The 16,636-nt window shown below is 42.6% G+C and carries 22 protein-coding genes; 11 read left to right on the top strand and 11 right to left on the bottom strand.

All coding sequences use genetic code 11. The features are described from left to right. Positions 1 to 389: 389 nt before the first annotated feature. The 7 genes from L0992_06185 to L0992_06155 form a co-directional block, all read right to left on the bottom strand. Positions 390 to 899: an RDD family protein gene (locus tag L0992_06185; GenBank protein XGB68275.1), complete on the bottom strand. Its 510-nt coding sequence runs from the start codon at positions 897 to 899 to the stop codon at positions 390 to 392. A gap of 150 nt (positions 900 to 1,049) precedes the next feature. Next, a complete protein-coding gene (locus tag L0992_06180) occupies positions 1,050 to 1,805 on the bottom strand; it encodes a nucleotidyltransferase domain-containing protein (protein XGB68693.1) in 756 nt (251 codons plus the stop codon). A gap of 13 nt (positions 1,806 to 1,818) precedes the next feature. Continuing rightward, positions 1,819 to 2,355, bottom strand: a complete 537-nt coding sequence (locus L0992_06175) for a GNAT family N-acetyltransferase (protein ID XGB68274.1) — start codon at positions 2,353 to 2,355, stop codon at positions 1,819 to 1,821. 49 nt (positions 2,356 to 2,404) lie between these two features. After that, complete coding sequence (locus L0992_06170) at positions 2,405 to 2,800, bottom strand: DUF3465 domain-containing protein (protein XGB68273.1); 396 nt, start codon at positions 2,798 to 2,800, stop codon at positions 2,405 to 2,407. 66 nt (positions 2,801 to 2,866) lie between these two features. Then, on the bottom strand, positions 2,867 to 3,118 hold the full coding sequence (locus tag L0992_06165; protein XGB68272.1) for a TIGR03643 family protein: 252 nt from the start codon (positions 3,116 to 3,118) through the stop codon (positions 2,867 to 2,869). Positions 3,119 to 3,231: 113 nt separating this feature from the next. Then, positions 3,232 to 3,753, bottom strand: coding sequence for a GNAT family N-acetyltransferase (locus L0992_06160; GenBank protein XGB68271.1), 522 nt, complete (start codon positions 3,751 to 3,753; stop codon positions 3,232 to 3,234). 216 nt (positions 3,754 to 3,969) lie between these two features. Further along, entirely contained in the window at positions 3,970 to 4,395 is a 426-nt protein-coding gene (locus L0992_06155; GenBank protein ID XGB68270.1) for a hypothetical protein, read from the bottom strand. 517 nt (positions 4,396 to 4,912) lie between these two features. On the opposite strand from L0992_06155, the gene L0992_06150 reads away from it, so the two are divergent. Then, positions 4,913 to 5,104, top strand: coding sequence for a hypothetical protein (locus tag L0992_06150; protein XGB68269.1), 192 nt, complete (start codon positions 4,913 to 4,915; stop codon positions 5,102 to 5,104). 317 nt (positions 5,105 to 5,421) lie between these two features. After that, complete coding sequence (locus tag L0992_06145; protein ID XGB68268.1) at positions 5,422 to 5,841, top strand: BLUF domain-containing protein; 420 nt, start codon at positions 5,422 to 5,424, stop codon at positions 5,839 to 5,841. A gap of 146 nt (positions 5,842 to 5,987) precedes the next feature. Here L0992_06145 and L0992_06140 read toward each other — a convergent pair whose 3' ends face one another. The 3 genes from L0992_06140 to L0992_06130 are packed head-to-tail and all read right to left on the bottom strand — an operon-like array spanning position 5,988 to position 7,502. Next, the gene (locus tag L0992_06140; GenBank protein ID XGB68267.1) at positions 5,988 to 6,452 is read right to left on the bottom strand and encodes a hypothetical protein; all 465 of its coding nucleotides are present in this window, start codon (positions 6,450 to 6,452) and stop codon (positions 5,988 to 5,990) included. Continuing rightward, positions 6,443 to 6,844, bottom strand: a complete 402-nt coding sequence (locus tag L0992_06135; GenBank protein ID XGB68692.1) for a hypothetical protein — start codon at positions 6,842 to 6,844, stop codon at positions 6,443 to 6,445. Before L0992_06135 ends, L0992_06140 begins: the two co-directional genes overlap by 10 nt. Positions 6,845 to 6,884: 40 nt before the next feature. Continuing rightward, positions 6,885 to 7,502, bottom strand: a complete 618-nt coding sequence (locus tag L0992_06130) for a winged helix-turn-helix domain-containing protein (protein XGB68266.1) — start codon at positions 7,500 to 7,502, stop codon at positions 6,885 to 6,887. Between the two features lie 254 nt (positions 7,503 to 7,756). Between L0992_06130 and L0992_06125 the strand changes: the two genes are divergently transcribed. The 9 genes from L0992_06125 to L0992_06085 are packed head-to-tail and all read left to right on the top strand — an operon-like array spanning position 7,757 to position 15,586. Beyond that, positions 7,757 to 8,275, top strand: a complete 519-nt coding sequence (locus L0992_06125) for a hypothetical protein (GenBank protein XGB68265.1) — start codon at positions 7,757 to 7,759, stop codon at positions 8,273 to 8,275. A 17-nt stretch (positions 8,276 to 8,292) separates the two neighbouring features. Then, positions 8,293 to 8,811: a hypothetical protein gene (locus L0992_06120; protein ID XGB68264.1), complete on the top strand. Its 519-nt coding sequence runs from the start codon at positions 8,293 to 8,295 to the stop codon at positions 8,809 to 8,811. After that, positions 8,808 to 11,591 (top strand): TcfC E-set like domain-containing protein, encoded by a 2,784-nt coding sequence (locus L0992_06115; protein ID XGB68263.1) that lies wholly within the window; start codon positions 8,808 to 8,810, stop codon positions 11,589 to 11,591. Before L0992_06120 ends, L0992_06115 begins: the two co-directional genes overlap by 4 nt. Before the next feature lie 2 nt (positions 11,592 to 11,593). Continuing rightward, on the top strand, positions 11,594 to 12,292 hold the full coding sequence (locus L0992_06110) for a hypothetical protein (GenBank protein ID XGB68262.1): 699 nt from the start codon (positions 11,594 to 11,596) through the stop codon (positions 12,290 to 12,292). Continuing rightward, positions 12,292 to 13,332: a hypothetical protein gene (locus tag L0992_06105; protein XGB68261.1), complete on the top strand. Its 1,041-nt coding sequence runs from the start codon at positions 12,292 to 12,294 to the stop codon at positions 13,330 to 13,332. The genes L0992_06110 and L0992_06105 overlap by 1 nt, the downstream gene beginning before the upstream one ends. Then, on the top strand, positions 13,332 to 14,156 hold the full coding sequence (locus L0992_06100) for an outer membrane beta-barrel protein (protein ID XGB68260.1): 825 nt from the start codon (positions 13,332 to 13,334) through the stop codon (positions 14,154 to 14,156). Before L0992_06105 ends, L0992_06100 begins: the two co-directional genes overlap by 1 nt. A 3-nt stretch (positions 14,157 to 14,159) precedes the next feature. Then, complete coding sequence (locus L0992_06095) at positions 14,160 to 14,711, top strand: helix-turn-helix domain-containing protein (GenBank protein XGB68259.1); 552 nt, start codon at positions 14,160 to 14,162, stop codon at positions 14,709 to 14,711. A 7-nt stretch (positions 14,712 to 14,718) separates the two neighbouring features. Further along, the gene (locus tag L0992_06090; GenBank protein XGB68258.1) at positions 14,719 to 15,144 is read left to right on the top strand and encodes a hypothetical protein; all 426 of its coding nucleotides are present in this window, start codon (positions 14,719 to 14,721) and stop codon (positions 15,142 to 15,144) included. Next, positions 15,095 to 15,586, top strand: coding sequence for a hypothetical protein (locus L0992_06085; GenBank protein XGB68257.1), 492 nt, complete (start codon positions 15,095 to 15,097; stop codon positions 15,584 to 15,586). The genes L0992_06090 and L0992_06085 overlap by 50 nt, the downstream gene beginning before the upstream one ends. A 74-nt stretch (positions 15,587 to 15,660) precedes the next feature. Here the strand turns inward: L0992_06085 and L0992_06080 are convergent, their stop codons facing one another. Beyond that, positions 15,661 to 16,629: an OmpA family protein gene (locus tag L0992_06080; GenBank protein XGB68256.1), complete on the bottom strand. Its 969-nt coding sequence runs from the start codon at positions 16,627 to 16,629 to the stop codon at positions 15,661 to 15,663. Positions 16,630 to 16,636: the final 7 nt, after the last annotated feature.

Raw genomic sequence — 16,636 nt, 5'->3', positions numbered from 1 at the left:
ATGAAAATTAAGATTTTTCATCTACTGGTAGAAAAACTATGCACGATTTTTTCAGTGAAATTCTATTTGCGCAGCAATTAACGAAAAGGATTCCCGAAGCGTAAAACGATTCAACGAATCGATTTCAAGCCCACTTTAGGGTGGACTAATACAGTAGTACCAAGTAGCTAATCTATTGATTTTATTTAACTATTTCATTGGCCTTTTTAACCATTTTTTAGGCCAATTAGAGCTTAACCACCAGCTCTAAATACATGAAATTCATATAAATCAATATCATACAGCTAAGATTACTACCAACATCGGGGTTTCACCGTTTTTGAGCCCTCAAAAACGTCGTAGAGCCTTTTATCACCGTTGTTTTAGAGGAACATATCCAATTTAGAGAGTTAAACTTTCTTTACGACAACTGAGCCTGCGATGAAATCATGAATCGCTCTGCGTTTGTGATTAAATAGCATCGAGATGAACTCTAAAAGAACCCAACCGATCATTGCGTAGCCAACAAAAATAAAGGCTCGTCCTTGCTCTAAACTTTCCCAAGTTTGTCCGTAAAAAGACAGTTGCGCATAAGCATAGAGACTAAAGGGGATAAGCATGATTGGAACAATATCTCTCATACAAGACTGTTTGAGGGTTAGGTTTCGACTTTCAGATACATCCACCACTTTCACTCGAGTGACCATTTTACCGATTGTTTGCCCAAATTTAGCATGCATGCCAACGTAGTAAGTGATACCAATTAGTGAGTTCACGACTCCCCAAACAAAAACACCACCTGAACTTATCACGCCAGAAAGTACGTAGTCGTCTATCCACTCCAAAGGTAAAAATACGATCGAATCTATCCAGATAGCAAAGAAGCGTCTCCAAAAATTAGAATACTTATTGGCGTACATTTTGTTCCTCGGTCTCTATTGGCAATAAAGCACAGACCCTACAACACATCAGTTTTTAATACATTCAACTGGTTATGATTTATAAAATAAATGCGAAGCGGTATGCATATGCCAATGATTTACCCCACCGATTTGCAGGCTCACTAACGCTCACGACAAGTTCTTGCTTAGTCTTTCATACAACTCCAAGGCTTCAACTTTAGAGGTTAATTGCCCGAGAGCGTATTGATACGCTAGTTCAATATCGTCACTTTGTTCTGGATAATAACGCTTGGCTACAGCAGTACACTGGCTCAGGTTGGTGTACCAACTTCCGTCTTTCTCAGCGACAAAGTAGTACGCCGCCCGCACTAACTTCTTGCCAATCACCTTAACTACATCTGTATCGGTCATTGTTTTAAAAGCTGGACTCATTTGCTCCAGAAAAGTAGACAAGTCACCATTAAGTGCTTGGGCTATTTCACTACTAGGTTTGTAACGTGGAAAATCAATAGATAAGTCATTACCCCAAATACAACAGCAACAGTGCTTGAGCCAAAACTGCCAATGGAATTTCTCTTGTGGTTGCAGCACTTCCGAAAGAAAGCCAGGGTCGATATCAAGCTTACTGACTTGGGGATATACTTTGGGAATGGTGTCAGAAAGGTTCTTAAATACTCGCTTCTCTTGTTGTTCAATAGGAGTATTAAGTACGATAGAAACATCCAAATCCGAATGACCAAAAACCGCCGTCCCTCTCGGCACACTTCCGTATAGGTAGATACCATCAATTTGATTCGGAAGGTCACTTAACAACGAATCAATAACAGCATTCACGGCATCTTGGAATTCGGGAGCGATATTCCTAGGAGAGTATAGATTTTCGATGAACCCGTCTTTGTCGAGGCCTCTAGTTTGATTCAGTATGCCAATTCTCATTTCAACTTCGTTCCCACTCTGAGTGAAGCATTGCTAATACAACGGTATCCCACCACTTATTTTTGAAGAATCGGTGCTCTTTAAAGCAAGCTTCTTGTCTCATTCCAAGTGACTTACACAATTTTATCGCCGCTAGATTCTCACCAATGGTTTCCGCATAAATACGATGAACCCCTAACTCTGAAAACCCAAACTCAGCCAAAGCTTTAGCCGCTTCTATAGGTAGCCCTTTCCCCTGAATTTCTCTCGCAAAAGCGCAGCCCATTGAAGCTTGCTGGTTATCTTCAAGGCGTAAACACACGGTTCCGATAAACTTCCCTGACTCTTTACTTTCAACAGCTAATTGATAGGACTGCCGAGGATCTTCCTCAGCCTGTTCAACAAACAATTGGGTGAGTTGTTGGTACTTACTAGGCTCACAATCAGTCTCATCATAGAAGCGCTGATATTTCGCATCCTGTGACATAACGACAAACGCGCTTTGATCCTCGAGCGTCATATCTCGGAGGACCAACCTATCAGTTTCCAGTTTGAACATCAGAATTCCTTTTTATTTCATAGCCATGAAGGGAAAGGCTCAGAGGTATTTACTCGTATACGTTCCCATTGTGCTTTAACCAACCGTGAACGTGACGGTTGTTAGGGTCTCTGTGAGTCCAGTGAATGACACCACCTTTCTTGTTCCACTCGTATTCACCATAGAATTCAACTCGGTCCCCTTTTCTTATATCTTGAGTACGAGGAGCCAAGTCGATATTGTGCGCGACTAACACAGTTTGTTTACTGTCCAAACGTAAGATGAATTTCTGATGTCTAGAACCTTTATTATCATCTGGAAGTATTCGAAAAACTGTACCAGAGCCACGAACTTGTACATCGCTTTGATGATGTTCGTAAGCTTGTTCAAGACGAATATCATTGGCTTGAACATAACCAACACCAATGCAAAGTGTTACCAAAACTAAAGTAAAAAACTGTCTCATTCCTTTTCTTCCTGTCGTTTCCATATTGGGGTATTCATTGGAATTGATGGATAAATAAGCCCTTATTTAACGATGCTTGTATTGAGAAGGACAATAACCTCTCGACACTTCAGAGCTACGAAGTTTTACATGTTTTGTCGCACGACCTGCGACGCGAGCGCGCCATAATTTGAAGCTACCTGGCTTCATGTGACTTCGCATAAAACGAATCACCTGGGATTCATTTAAACCAAATTGGTGTTCTATTGCCTCAAATGGCGTTCGGTCTTCCCACGCCATTTCAATAATTCTTGATTCACTCTCTTTAGATAATTTCATTGTCTACTCATCCTTTAAAATCTGAGTAGAAGTACGCTCACTCTCACTTTTTAGATCAGGGTGTTACCACTGAATCGATAAGGAATCATCAAACAAAAAACAGATATTTATCGCTATCCTCTCTCCAGCCACTCGCTACGCAGCACCCCATACTTCAACGAGTCATAATACTCGCCTTGGTAATATCGCACCTTTCTCAGCCTCGCCTCTTGCAGGAAACCTAGCTTCAAAGCGAGAGACATCATGCGCGGATTACCTGACCAAGTAGTTAGCCCAACACGCTCTATCTGTTTATTTTCGAATTGGTAAGTAACCCAAAGCGGAAGTGCCAATGCTGCAATGCCTTTCCCCCAATATTCCGAGTTATAAATCACCACTCCAGCTTCAAGCCAACGTGTCTCTTCGCATTCCCAGTAGCAACTCACGGTTCCAACTGGCACACCATCGACCACTACCAACTGCATGTCGTCGCCATCAAGCAACCGTTGAAACGAATGTTCTTCAAACATTTCTAAGGATGGATGAGAGTATGGGAAATAAGGTCCATTAAACTTCGCCCACTCATCATTTGAGATAACCAAGGCATAAATAACTTCTAGTTCGCTCGGTTTTGCAGGTCTGATAGTTATGCGCATCGAATATCCTTATTTTGAAGCTTATCCCTATTATCGAAGATTGCTGCTCTTGTATTCATCGCCTTGAGTCACAGTTCAGATAATTCGAGTACACATCAGTTCTACAACTTATCTTGACCGAATTTCAGTATGTTTGTTTTTCAGAAAATAAAAAGCTCGCCAACGAGTGACGAGCCTGTTTATTATTGAACCTAACGTATTGCGATACCCTGTTTACTAAGAAACTTGGTCGCGTAATGCCAATTCGACATTTTTCAACACTTTGAACTCTTCTCGAGTGCAACCACGAGCCACAGAAACCCAATGATCACCGGTTTCGTCTGCCCCTTTAAACTCTGCACGTAGCTCGTATTTTCGCCATGAAATAAAAGCCAAAATGAAAGTCAGTGCGAGCATTGGCAAGCCAAACTGAGGTACAAACGCCCAAGTCGCAGCTGAGAGCACCAAAGCCAATGAAACGATATTGATTACGTTTTCTTTAAGGCCCAATTGACGAATTTCTAACTGCTTAATCTTACGCAAGCTATACACATCTTTCTTAACTCGCAGTTCACTAGAGCTTACAAGAAAATCCGTTGCCTTATAAGGCTTACGAAATCTAATTAAATTCGCTAACCCATTGCGTGTTTGGTTCTTATTCATCGCCTTTTCTCCATGTTATTTAAAGGTTAGTAAAAACTAATATAATCATGAAGTTATTGATGAATGAGGAATTTATAAATCAAACAAATGTTAAAATCAAGCTTATGCAATTAATAACACTTATGACAATACCAATCTGACATTTACAATCCCAATAGATATATACGCATGTTGGATGTTAGCTCCTCCTCAAAATCTATGTTTCTAGTGAGTTACTGCATTGACTCCAAGGAAAAAATTGACCAAAACAACAAACAACGTGGAGCCGTTTTGTAACCACTTATTTCTATCCAATTTAGGTAAAAAACAGCTTCCAATCCAGAGCTTGAAGCCTTGTCACATAACACCACCACTAACCATAATCTCTGCCATGGTTGAGCTACCCGCCTATTAGTAAGCTGAATGAACAAATCATTCACTGCATGACATCAACAGCGCCTATCAATTAAGCAATTGATCTCATAATGTGGAGTCTGTATGGTTACTTTATACACACTGTTGCCTAATGGAGATGACGATGGACGAACTACTGACATACGCTATGGAGCAGAAACAACGAACAATGGTGACGAGCCTATTCGCAAAGAATGGATTTAAGATCGCAGCAACAGATTTTGATGATGTGACTTTTGAACGTGAAACCGTGATGGTCAATGTTCGATTTGACGCATCTTCAAACGTTGAATCGATTTCGGTTTTAAACAAGTAGCGATATTAAAAGCTAGCGCTAGATTACATGCAGGTAACGGTAGTTAATCAAATGTGTGGTTACGTAAGACAACATACACGACGAAACACCATCTTAAATAACGAAAGTTGCCTGCTCATGGCTCCAACCTCAGAAACGATCAAGCTATAGACTCTCCCATTATTCTAAAACCGATTTCCACTCCTTCTTTTCTAACGAATCCTGATTGTTGCCCTTTCCCCAAAACCCATTAGTGATAATTCTACCAATAATTAGCAATTCCATGAGCTTGGCTTATATTTATTAGTACCTTTTAAACAAAATTCGAAGTGATGCCTATGCGCCTAACTCGGTTAATTTATGTCAGTACGCTTTGTGAAAGCTGCGACTCGAAGGCTTTAGATGAAATTCTCGAGATCTCACACGATCGTAATAAGCAAAGCCACTTAACTGGCCTTCTTAGTCACAACGATAAGTATTTCCTACAATGTATCGAAGGTTCACGAACTGCTGTTAACCATACCTACAATCATATTCTCAATGATAAGCGGCACGAGAAAGTTATGATCTTATATTTCAAAGAGATAGATTGTCGGGAGTTTGGCGATTGGTCAATGGGCGATATTCCGCAATCAAGCCTGACCGAATTAGTGAACTTACAGTTTTCAACATCTGATCAATTCAATCCTTATGAGATGTCTGGAGAAAGTGCGTATCAAATGCTTCTAGAGTTGAAGCAGAATTTGCCATCTCAATAATCTGTATTCCAAACCAAATCGCCAGCGAGTTGAAGGGCGAACATCACACTGTTGCTAAGCACAGATACAACAAAGGCTAGATATCAATCTAGCCTTTTCTGTTTAATACTAACGCTCAAAATAATCCAATAAATATAAACAACAACCTATAACTGTGCTGGAGTTGGTATTGATGAGATTGGCCCAAAATATCCAGCGGCCTCGATTTTGTTTTCATGCATTCCCAACCTTGGGTCCTCCTCAAGCCTTCTTACAACGTATTGCCCTTGCTCGTCTTGCTTAATCTTAAATACCAGTAGCGTTTGGTGGGAACGAAGAAACGCGTTGAGGTTGTTAGGATTGCCTTCCACGACTTTATCACTACGTACTGTCAATAAGTAAATCGTATCAAGTAAGGTGCCATAATAGCCCGTGCCGACAGCATGAGTACCATCATGATAAGCGGCTTGAGCTTTGAACCGACCATGAGATCCAATGATGGTTACATCACGATCGTCAAAATGACTGGTTATTTTGAAGTCGCTAAACATGGCATTCGCCCAAGGTACAAGAAGCGGCAATACAAGTAAGGCAATGATGGATAGAACCTTCGTTTTTCTCGTTAATCCCATACTTTTAACCGTCCTTGAATCACCACTTGGTCGAACTTCTTCTTAATATCGTCTTTCTGCAATAGCCCAATCGCTTTTCCGTTTTTTTCAGAGATGCGCACGTGGGTTAAACCTCTAAAATAGTTTTCCAAATCGCTCGCCACAACCTTGGCTGCAAATTCGGGGTCAAGGTTCGCTTGATAATCACCATCTAAGGAAAAGAAGTACAATGAATCCCCCAAAGATGCATAAATCCCTCGATGCACTCGATACACCTGCCCTTCATAACTGTGGATAGTCTTATAAAGGCCAGACTTTGCATTCAAAATAATGTCGTGTTCATCGTCTTCAAAGTGAGCATAGCCAGAAAAGTAAGTACCCAAAGACAAAAACCATGGAACCAAAAACAGCACCACAATAAAAAGCCCAATCCGTAGGCTCAGAGACTTGAGGCTAACCACCAGCACCTCCGCCGAAACACTCAAAGCACTCGAAGGCTTCGCGATAAACGAAGTAGAACATGATTAGGCCGATAAACAGTGCAATGGTGATTTCCCAAACAACGGGCTTTTTGCTCCAACGTTGAAACGCGTTAGAGGCAGAAGACGCGGTCGAATCTTGAGTCGTCATCGGCGTTTCTACATTGTCATCAACTGCCTGAGAAACGGGCTCTTGAATTGTCTCTTTATCATGACCTAATTCTTGAGACTCAATGATCGCTTCATTATTTGCTGCAGATTCATCATGAACAATTTCAATGTTCATGGCGTTGATGAACACATACCCTTCTCCGGGCAAATTATTCACTTCAAACCCAAGATCTAAACTGTCTAACTTTTTTCTCAACTTCATGATAGCAACGGCCAAAGAGTTATCACCAACCACTCTTCCTGGCCATCCTTTTTCTATCAACGCCTGCTTATCAATCACTTCTCCGTGTGATTCACAGAAAGCCAACAACAAGTTGTATTCACTTCGATTCAGTTCTAAGGGCTGATTCTCTTGCCCAGAGTCACTGTCTATCAAAGTGATGGTTCTTCTTACTGTATCTATAGAAAGTCTTTTAAACATTCTTTTCCCTGTATTACTGCCACCTACTAAAAGTAGCCTAAAAAAACATAAAACACGATTTATCAGTCAGTTAACCGTGATAAACCTAAAAAATTAAACGTTATTAACTGCGTATAAAGCACTATTAACGGGCTTTTATTTCCAATTCATACGCCATTGAAGTCAAATCAGTCACCTCGAAAGTGTGCATGTGATCTCGATGCCAATGCACCTTTTATTTTTATACATACATTTATAAACAATAGGTGACAAAGATGAAACTTAATAACTTTTTCGTGATGGGTGCAACAGCATTCGCTATGACTTCTGGTTCGGTACACGCGGCAGATGACGTTGCAACAGCAGATGCAATTTGGTCAGGTGTAATAGGAAACTCAGTGCCAAGTTCAAACCTTATCATCACGGGTTTAGGTGGTGGTGACATTCAAACTGGTGAGTTGTACGTGACCTCTGAAGGTACGTTCACTTCTTCAGAAGTTGTTTTAGAAGCGCGCGATTTTGATTCAGCGAACTCGACAACAGGTGACAGACAGCCTCTTGCAAACTGGACTTACGTAACATCACAAGTCTTGGTTGGAGGTCAAATAACTCAAGATGCTGACGTCAGTGTTTTTAATGGCGGTACAGAGCTAACAGCAGCTCAACCAAACAGCCATCAGGGTGCATACGTTGAGTTGTCAGTAGAAAATACCACACCTATTCAAGATATCTCTGTAGAAGGTACTGCACAAGTTATCGTTCAGATGGCTGCTAGCTACGACGGTTCACTTTAAGTCGTTTGGGGAAAACTGTGAATTACTTAACTCGTCCACTTCTCGCTCTGTTGACTGCAGGCGCTATGAGCCTTTATGCCAATGCAGAAACTCATACGTTCCAGTTAACGAGTGATATTGATAAGAAGCATTTTTTCTCTTATCAGATTACAGAGGTCGCGTTTTCCCCTTCTTCATTGACGCTAACGGTCGATCCAAAAAGTGGCTCTTTTCGTGATGCAACAACCCAGTTATTGGTCGAAACCGATATTCCGAGTTCAGACCAATCAACTCGGTTCCAGTTATTCATGACGGGCAATACTGCACAGTGTTTCGACATTGATAAGCAAGTATTACCAACGCCTGCTGACCTTGTCGATGTCACTGTCGCGGAGCAACCCTTAACGTTATCGAACCCAGTTCTGATGGATTTCAATACCACATCAGACGACCTAAAGGGTAGCGAATACGACGTCATCTTATCCTTTGGGGCTTTACCGACAGGCTCAAACCTGTGCCAAGGCCAATTATCTGTTTTAGCGGAGCTTTCACTGTGAAAAATAGCACGTTTATTACAACAACGATCTTAGGTTCGTTGACCTTGTCACAACTGGTTTTTGCTAATGGAAACACTTTAATTCCAGCGGGATTTGAAGATTTTTATTCGCAACAAGAGCGCGATGTCGAGATAAAAAACATTGATGGTCGTTACATGACAATTCCTATGTCGGTAACTTACGATTCAGTGCAATTCAGTAATCCTGAAGATGCAACTGCCGTTGCAAGTGAGCTGATGTCATCAGGATTAAACGAGCGCACAGCAAAACAGATAGTTGCTGGGTTTACTCGCGGCCAGTCGAATACTGTCGACTGCCAGGGTGACCTTAACTTATGTAGCCTTACACCGAAAAGCTACGACACTTTTTATGACTATCACTCAAACAAGCTGTACCTCTATGTGAATAAAGAACTGCTTGAGGAAAGTAAACCGAAAGCACTCAAGAAGCATTACGCGTCGACTTACAACGCAAACCCAGGCTTGATTAACAACGCAAGCTTGTACACATCAAGCGATTTTACTAATGACTTAAATGTGAATTTAAGTGATCAATTCATCTTGGGGCTGCCTTATGGCTCGGTTCATGTCGATACCTATCTGAGCAACCAAGAAGATGCGTCTGAACTGAATTACGGCTACTACAACCTAGAGTACCAAAACCTGCGTTTAACGGCTGGCTACCACCAAGATCGCTTGGCTCTAAATAGCACCTCTTTCTTGCTCAACAGCACGCAATATCATGACGTAAACGTGAATTTGTCTTCGAGCAAGAACCTAAGCCGTACTGCTAAAAACGAAGACCAATCGCTGTACTTCTATGCGCAAACACAAGGCGTACTCAAGATATTCCGCGATGAGCAAATCATCGTGCAACAGTCTGTACAAGAAGGCCAAGGCAGCATTAGTTACTCACAGCTACCCAACGGCGTTTATGACGTAACCGTTGAGATCTCTGTGGGTACTCAAGTGGTCTCTTCTGAATCGGTACGAATTTATAACGCGAATACAGACACATTGAATACTGGCGAATTCGATTACTCGATCGCCGCGGGCCAATTTCAAGACAACGACACTTATCAAAGTGACGAAGACCAACCATCAGGGATGTCTTCAACGAATGAATTCGAAGGCGTGGCATTCCTTCAAGGTGGGTTGGCTTATAAATGGTCGGACACACAAACGGTCGCGATTGGTAGCACTTTGACCAACGAACATGCGATGGGCCAATTGGGTTTTAAAGGCTACCTGCCATTCGATAGCCGCTATGAAATGTTCCTTTCGAACATCGATAGAGAAGCTTGGTATTTGTCTGGTTATTGGAACCTTGGCAGCTTGGGCTTTACCTATGAGCGCCTAAATAACCCAAACCAAAACCCATTTGCAGAATACTTATACGGTGCCAGTGACAAAGAACAGCTCGGTATTTCCACCAGCTACACCATTGGTGACACGGTGCGTGGGTATAGCTCTGTGAATTACATCGAACAAAGTAATTTATACAACAGCTCGCTAAGTAACTGGTCACTATCTTCTGGTTTAAGTGCACCGTTTATTGTCGATTCAACTCTCGACCTGAACATCACCTTTAACAATGAGCAACTGACATCCAGTTGGGATGATGGTGAACTCTCCATCTCTCTAAATTGGTCGGTACCTCTTTCATTGAAGCTAACTGGCAACACGGGTTTCACCGTCACAGAGAATGGATTTAGCCAATACACCAACAGCTTAGAGACACAAGATTTAGTCGAAGACCAAGATACAGATTTAAGACTTACTGCCAGTAACAGTTACTACGTTAACTCACCTAATGCGGCGGTGACGAATGTAACAGCGTATGCCGCACAACGTGATGAGCATTACCAAGCTGACGGCTTTGTCTACGCCGCGAACAATGGCGAAAAAGCGTTAAACGCGACATTACGCAGTACCCAAATTATTGGTGGTGAGAGCGTGAGTTTCACTACAGCACAAAGTGATGCTTATGTGGTGGTCGATACCCAAAACAACATCCGCTTTGATGCCGATGAACGCAAAACCAAAGGCTTGGTGGTGGTAAGAACTGATGATCAAGTGATGAATAAACAATACATCTACGACGACCGAGCTGTCATCACACTAGACGACTACCAAGCCGCAACCATAGAACTTGATGTCGAGAGCGTCGCTTTGTACAACACAGGCCAACAATCAGTGACGGGATACACACACCCTGGTTCGGTCATCGAATTGAATTCAAACGTGAGCCGTGTGATCAGCTTTGTCAGTAAATTTAAAGATATTTTCGGCAATGACATACACGACATTGAATGTGAAGGCCCAGCTTGTTTGAACGTATCAAGCATTACGTCTGGCATTCACAAAGTAGACGTACAAGAAGGCCAACAGTTCGCACTAACCAGTAATGGTCAGCAGTGCTACTTACCGTCTGTCGATGATGCGAAACAGCTGAATTTTGGTACGAACTTCTGCCAACCAAACTTGAATCCAATGGAATCAATGATGTTCGTGAGCAACGACAAAGAAATTAACGTGATGTACATCGGTGAATTCGATGACATCAACACACTGAACGAACAATTGCATGCACTGACTGACAGCGGGATGGAGTTTATTACTACTCGTCTAGGTCGTACTTCTTTTGTTTACCTGACTGTAAATAAGGATCTTCAACTCAGTCATCAACAACGTCAACACATAGAAAATGTTGCTCGCTACGCCAATTCGGAATCGCTACGAGAGCACAACTTTGTACTTAACCGACCTGAAGGTAACTGATTATGAAAAAGCTTCCTATTTTACTGACTGCTGCTCTTGCAACCTCTGTTAACGCGATGAACGTCGATACCATGTTATTGGTTGGAGACGAATACGGAAATGGTGTATTCACTTTAACTAATAGCAACAAGATCACGGAATTCATCCAATCCAACATTACTCAATTGGTGGTTGAAGATGGCGAGATCACGCGTGTTCCGTACTCAGAAAACAACTTTGAAGATTGGCACGTTACCCTAACTCATAACAAAACCATCCTAGAACCACACCGTCAAAAACAAATTGGCGTGCGCTCTTTGTGTGGTAACAAATGTGACTTCACTGAAGACCAGTACTACCTCGTCAGCTTTGAACCTTCTCCATACGACCCTGAAGGCAAGTTGGATTCAGCAGTGACGATTAACTTTGGCTACCGACCGTTGTTTGTTATCCCAGCACAAACTCAAGATATTGATTATTCAATTTCTTTAGACCAAGGCCAACTGCACATCAGCAACACAGGTAACAGCTTTGTGCGTGCTTATGTCGATCAATGCACAGATGAAGTAACAGAAGATTGTGAAGCTACGATCATGTCTCTAGCTGGCCGTGAGCGTAACTACCCTCTGCCGGAAAACATTGATCTTTCAGACCTAAAAGTCACCGTTGTTAACCACGACGAAAGTTACCGCCAAGATGTGACTCTGAGCGAGAGCAAATAATGAAACGACTCGTTTTATGGTCGCTACTGTTCGCGGCTATGCCAAATTATGCAGCCACTCTCAACATCAATATTGAGGGACAACAGATACGCTTTGAAAACGCCATCACACTCGGTGGAAATAACTACACATTGAGTGATTGGTCTATCGCGAGTGGCCTCACGACAACGAGTCAGTTTTTGCCAAGTGCGTTTGTTACAGACAAGCCAGACACCATGACATTAACCAGTAATGCGGGTCAGAGTGTGGAAGCGGCAATTGCGGTCAATGGTCTGCAATACAATACGGCATCAAACCCTTTCACGCGCGGTGACAACCTGTTCGTGACACCGGTATGCAGCCAATCTCAATTATCGGGAACCATCGTTACACTTCATGACAACGATACACAAAACTGCAGTGCGGATTTCTCATTGGATTATCCGCAATCCATCACGCCGTTTTATTTCTATCGTCCGACCTTCAACATAGACACAACCTCACTATTGAACGCACTTCAAGGTCAGGCAAAAGGTGTCTACACGGCGACGGTCCCTGCAGATATCAAATACTACTACCGCTCTGCCGGTGGCGCGCTAACCTACCGAATTTTGCCTGACGTTTTTACCGTCAATATCGATTACACACCAAACAGCTTAGAAAGCATTGATGTGGTAGGCGATGGTGTACTAAGTCCAGTGTATGACACAACAAATCATACCGTATCGGCGCAGACCACGTTCAATATCACTGCGCTAGGCCAATTCAGTACTGGTTTATCGATGACGTTACTCACCAACGAATTTGAGCTGACATCAGCATCAGGTAAGACATCGATTCCCTACTCTATCCAGTGCAATGAAGCGAACTGTGAGGATACAGATTGGGTTAAAAATGGCGTCAATCAACTCGACAATAATCAAACCAGCTATGTGATTCAGTCACCGAGCTCAGTGATCAATTTCGATCTTAATGTTAACTACCAGAATATTCCTTCGACAGACGTTGAAACCGGTACTTATTCAGGAAATTTCACCGTGATGTTTGAGGAACTGTACTAATGAAACTATCGACTTTTTCTTTCGGTGACGCTTTAGCGACGAAATACGTTATCGCCGGCGCCTTAATCTTGCCTAACCTATGCTTGGCCGACACTTCTCCGTTTTACATCGGAGCTGACGTCACGAACGCAGGCAAAACAAACTCTGAGGTATCTGACACCACATTTGGTGGTCAAATTCTATTGGGTTACGACCTTAGTAAAACATGGTCTATCGAAGCCAGCACTGGCTTTTACGGACACATTAAAACCATGAAAGAACCAGATTACCCTTATTCGGAAGTTGAGGAACAGAGATTCAACAGCACCGATATTTCGTTACTCGGTACGATCCCACTGTCACGCCATTACAACCTATACGCTGGTGCGGGTTCGTTACTGGAGGGAAATACATGGTTTCCGATCAGCCAACTTGGTTTGGAGTATGAATTCGACGAGCATCTCACCATGAAGTTCGGCTATAAGTTCATCTTCAGCGATGATCCAGAAAAAGATCTGCAAGTTCTCAGTGTTGGGATGCGCTACCACTTCCCGACACAAAATGAATCAGTCCCTGAACCGATTGTGTACGACGACATTTCGGTCTCTTCTACGTCAGAAGTGACGGTGTATGAACCTAAGGCTGTCGCTGAGGTAGAGCCTCAAACCTGCGAGACGGTTCGCTACATCGTTAAAAAAGACGATTGGCTGATTAAGATTGCTCACAATCACCACATTAGTTTTGAAGAACTGAAAAAGCGCAATCATAGCTTTACAGATCTCAAAAATATCGACTTGATTCATGCGGGCGATATCGTGTTTCTTCCTAGCGAGCACTGTAATTAAGCCATGTTGTTGTATCTAAATTCAAAACGAGACGCATTAGAACTCTATGACGGAGAACCACTCACTCTGTTGCACTCTGTATCTCTGAGCACCATCGAGTTTAATGTTCTGCATGTTCTCTATGACAACAGTTATAAGCCTTGTAGTCGTCAAGACCTGAAAAAGGCGGGTTGGCCAGATCGTGTGGTTGGCCCAAATTCGTTGAATGTCTGCATCATGCACCTGAGGAAGAAGCTTAAGGCCATCATTGACGACTCAGAAATACGCGTAGTGCCCTCACATGGCTACAAACTGTTAATTCCGACTTCCATTCAGTTGGTTGGTGAAGGCGAACTGCCCAATATCAAACGGAGTGCGAGTTCTAAACGACTCAAGGTTTCAGGTACTGATCCTGTAAGCCCTCTATCAGTGGAAAAAAGAGCGAAGAGGAAACGGATTAACCCCGGTATTTCTAGTTGCGATCGCGAGCACCAGCGGCTTCGTTGGGAAGATCTGATACTGACGGTATGTATCTGGACTTACGCTTTTACTCTGTATCACTCGATTTTCAACTGAGGTTTTCATGAAGCTCAAACGACCACTACTCATTATCTTCGCCATTTTGGCTATTCCCTATATCAATGCCACTGGCGGAGAGTTCTCAATTTACTCTGGGCAAACTAAGCGACATGCCGAAACCCACATACAATTCTTTCACGGTCTCTATTCATCGGTTCAGTTTCTGCCACACGAGGTAGTGAGAAAAGGATATGGCATTTATGCCGTGCTCAATGACACGGTATTCATGTTTGCTCTCGATCGGGATTATGAGTTTGCTAACCGCGACTTAGACGACAGTGAAGTACTTAAACTAGACGCCATCCAGCACTTATCTAAAATTAATGTCGCACAGCTAAGCTCAGATAAAAATACAATTTATATGCGAAAACGGTTGGAACATGAAAAAATCGAAAACATTCAATTTAGGGGCGATTTGGGCTTCTGGTAGAGTTTCATTATGGAAGGTATCGTTGCTACTGGCGATTTTGCTCTTGATAAGCCCTTGGATCAAACTCGTCGGGTATGAATTCACACTCGAGAGCTCATTAAGTGGTCCCGAACGCTCATTGCATGTCTATATCAACAATGGTGTGTTTACCTTTGTGAATATTCTGTCTGACGGCACAACGAGAAAGAGCTCGGGGTTAGTTGGCTTTACGCAAAACACGCTCTATTTTCTTATTTTGGAGTCAAAGTACTTACATGTAGACGACCACTTATCTCCGGAGTTAAAACGTGACTTCATCAATGCCAACAATCGGCTTTTTGACGTTCGGTTAAAGGCTCAGGGAAAAAACAAGGTCGTAATGTCATTCTATGAAGAGCTGCAGTTTAAAAAGGTACAGACTCAAATCGCTAAGATTCAAGGTAGCTACCCCAAAATTAATTGATCCTTCTGAATAAATTACAACATCAAAAAGCCCCAACGCATGGGGCTTTTTATCGTCATTTGAAAGGCTAGCTTTTAGTCATTACCAAGCTTCTGCTCGCTTTCACTACGAAGAAGCTCTTGCTCACTACCCGACAGTGTTTGCTGTTCAGCCGTAATATCCGACTCTTTAAACACGATAAATGCTCGGCGGTTTAACGCATCGGCTTTATCTGAACGTTCATTGATTGCTGGCTGCAATTTACCAAACGACTTCACTTCCCAAATGAACTGATTCGGGTCGAGCTTGGTCTTAAGGTATTTAACCACAGTTTCTGCGCGGCGCTCTGCCAACTTCTCATTGTAAGAAACCGAACCCGCTTGGTCGGTGTGTCCTGCGACCATGATGCTGCCTTGCAAACCACTTAACTGCGCTGTGAAATCATCCAACTGACTTAAGTCTTCTGGCTTAAGCACTGATTTATCAAAATCAAAGTGTGGCGTCATTGCCATGTACACCTTACGCTCTGGTTTTGGTGGTTCACAGAAAGGCATTTCGTCGTACTTTTGAGCCTCTTCAAATACGATAAATGCACGGCGGTTTTCCGCTCGGTCTTTATCAGTTTTACCAAACAACAGAGGTTGAGTCTCACCAAGGTGTTTCACTTCCCAATCGTAATTCGTTGGATCGAGGTGTGCTGTCAAATAGTCTGCGACGGATTTAGCGCGACGCTGTGAAAGACGTTGGTTATATTCCAATGAGCCTTTGTAGTCGGTGTGACCAACAATTGTGATACGCCCTTTTAGACCTCTGATCTCTTCTACAAAAGCATCTAAGTTGATCGCATCTAAGTCGCGTATTTTGTATTTATCAAACGCAAAATGCTCTGCGATAGCAACATGCACCTCACGTTCAGGCGCCAAACATTCACTGATTAAAAACTTAGACACATCTAAGCCAGCAAACTTGTCTCGGTTTTCCTGGCTCACGTAGGTGTCTGTTGCACAGCCAACAAGCAGCAAAGTACTCATCACTGCGCTTATTAGGAAAATAATTGTTTTCATCTTACTC

The organism is Vibrio pomeroyi, from assembly GCA_041879425.1.
Classification (GTDB): Bacteria; Pseudomonadota; Gammaproteobacteria; order Enterobacterales; family Vibrionaceae; genus Vibrio; species Vibrio pomeroyi_A.
The sequence above is the reverse complement of the archived record's forward strand: the minus strand, read 5'-3'. Positions and strand labels throughout refer to the sequence as shown.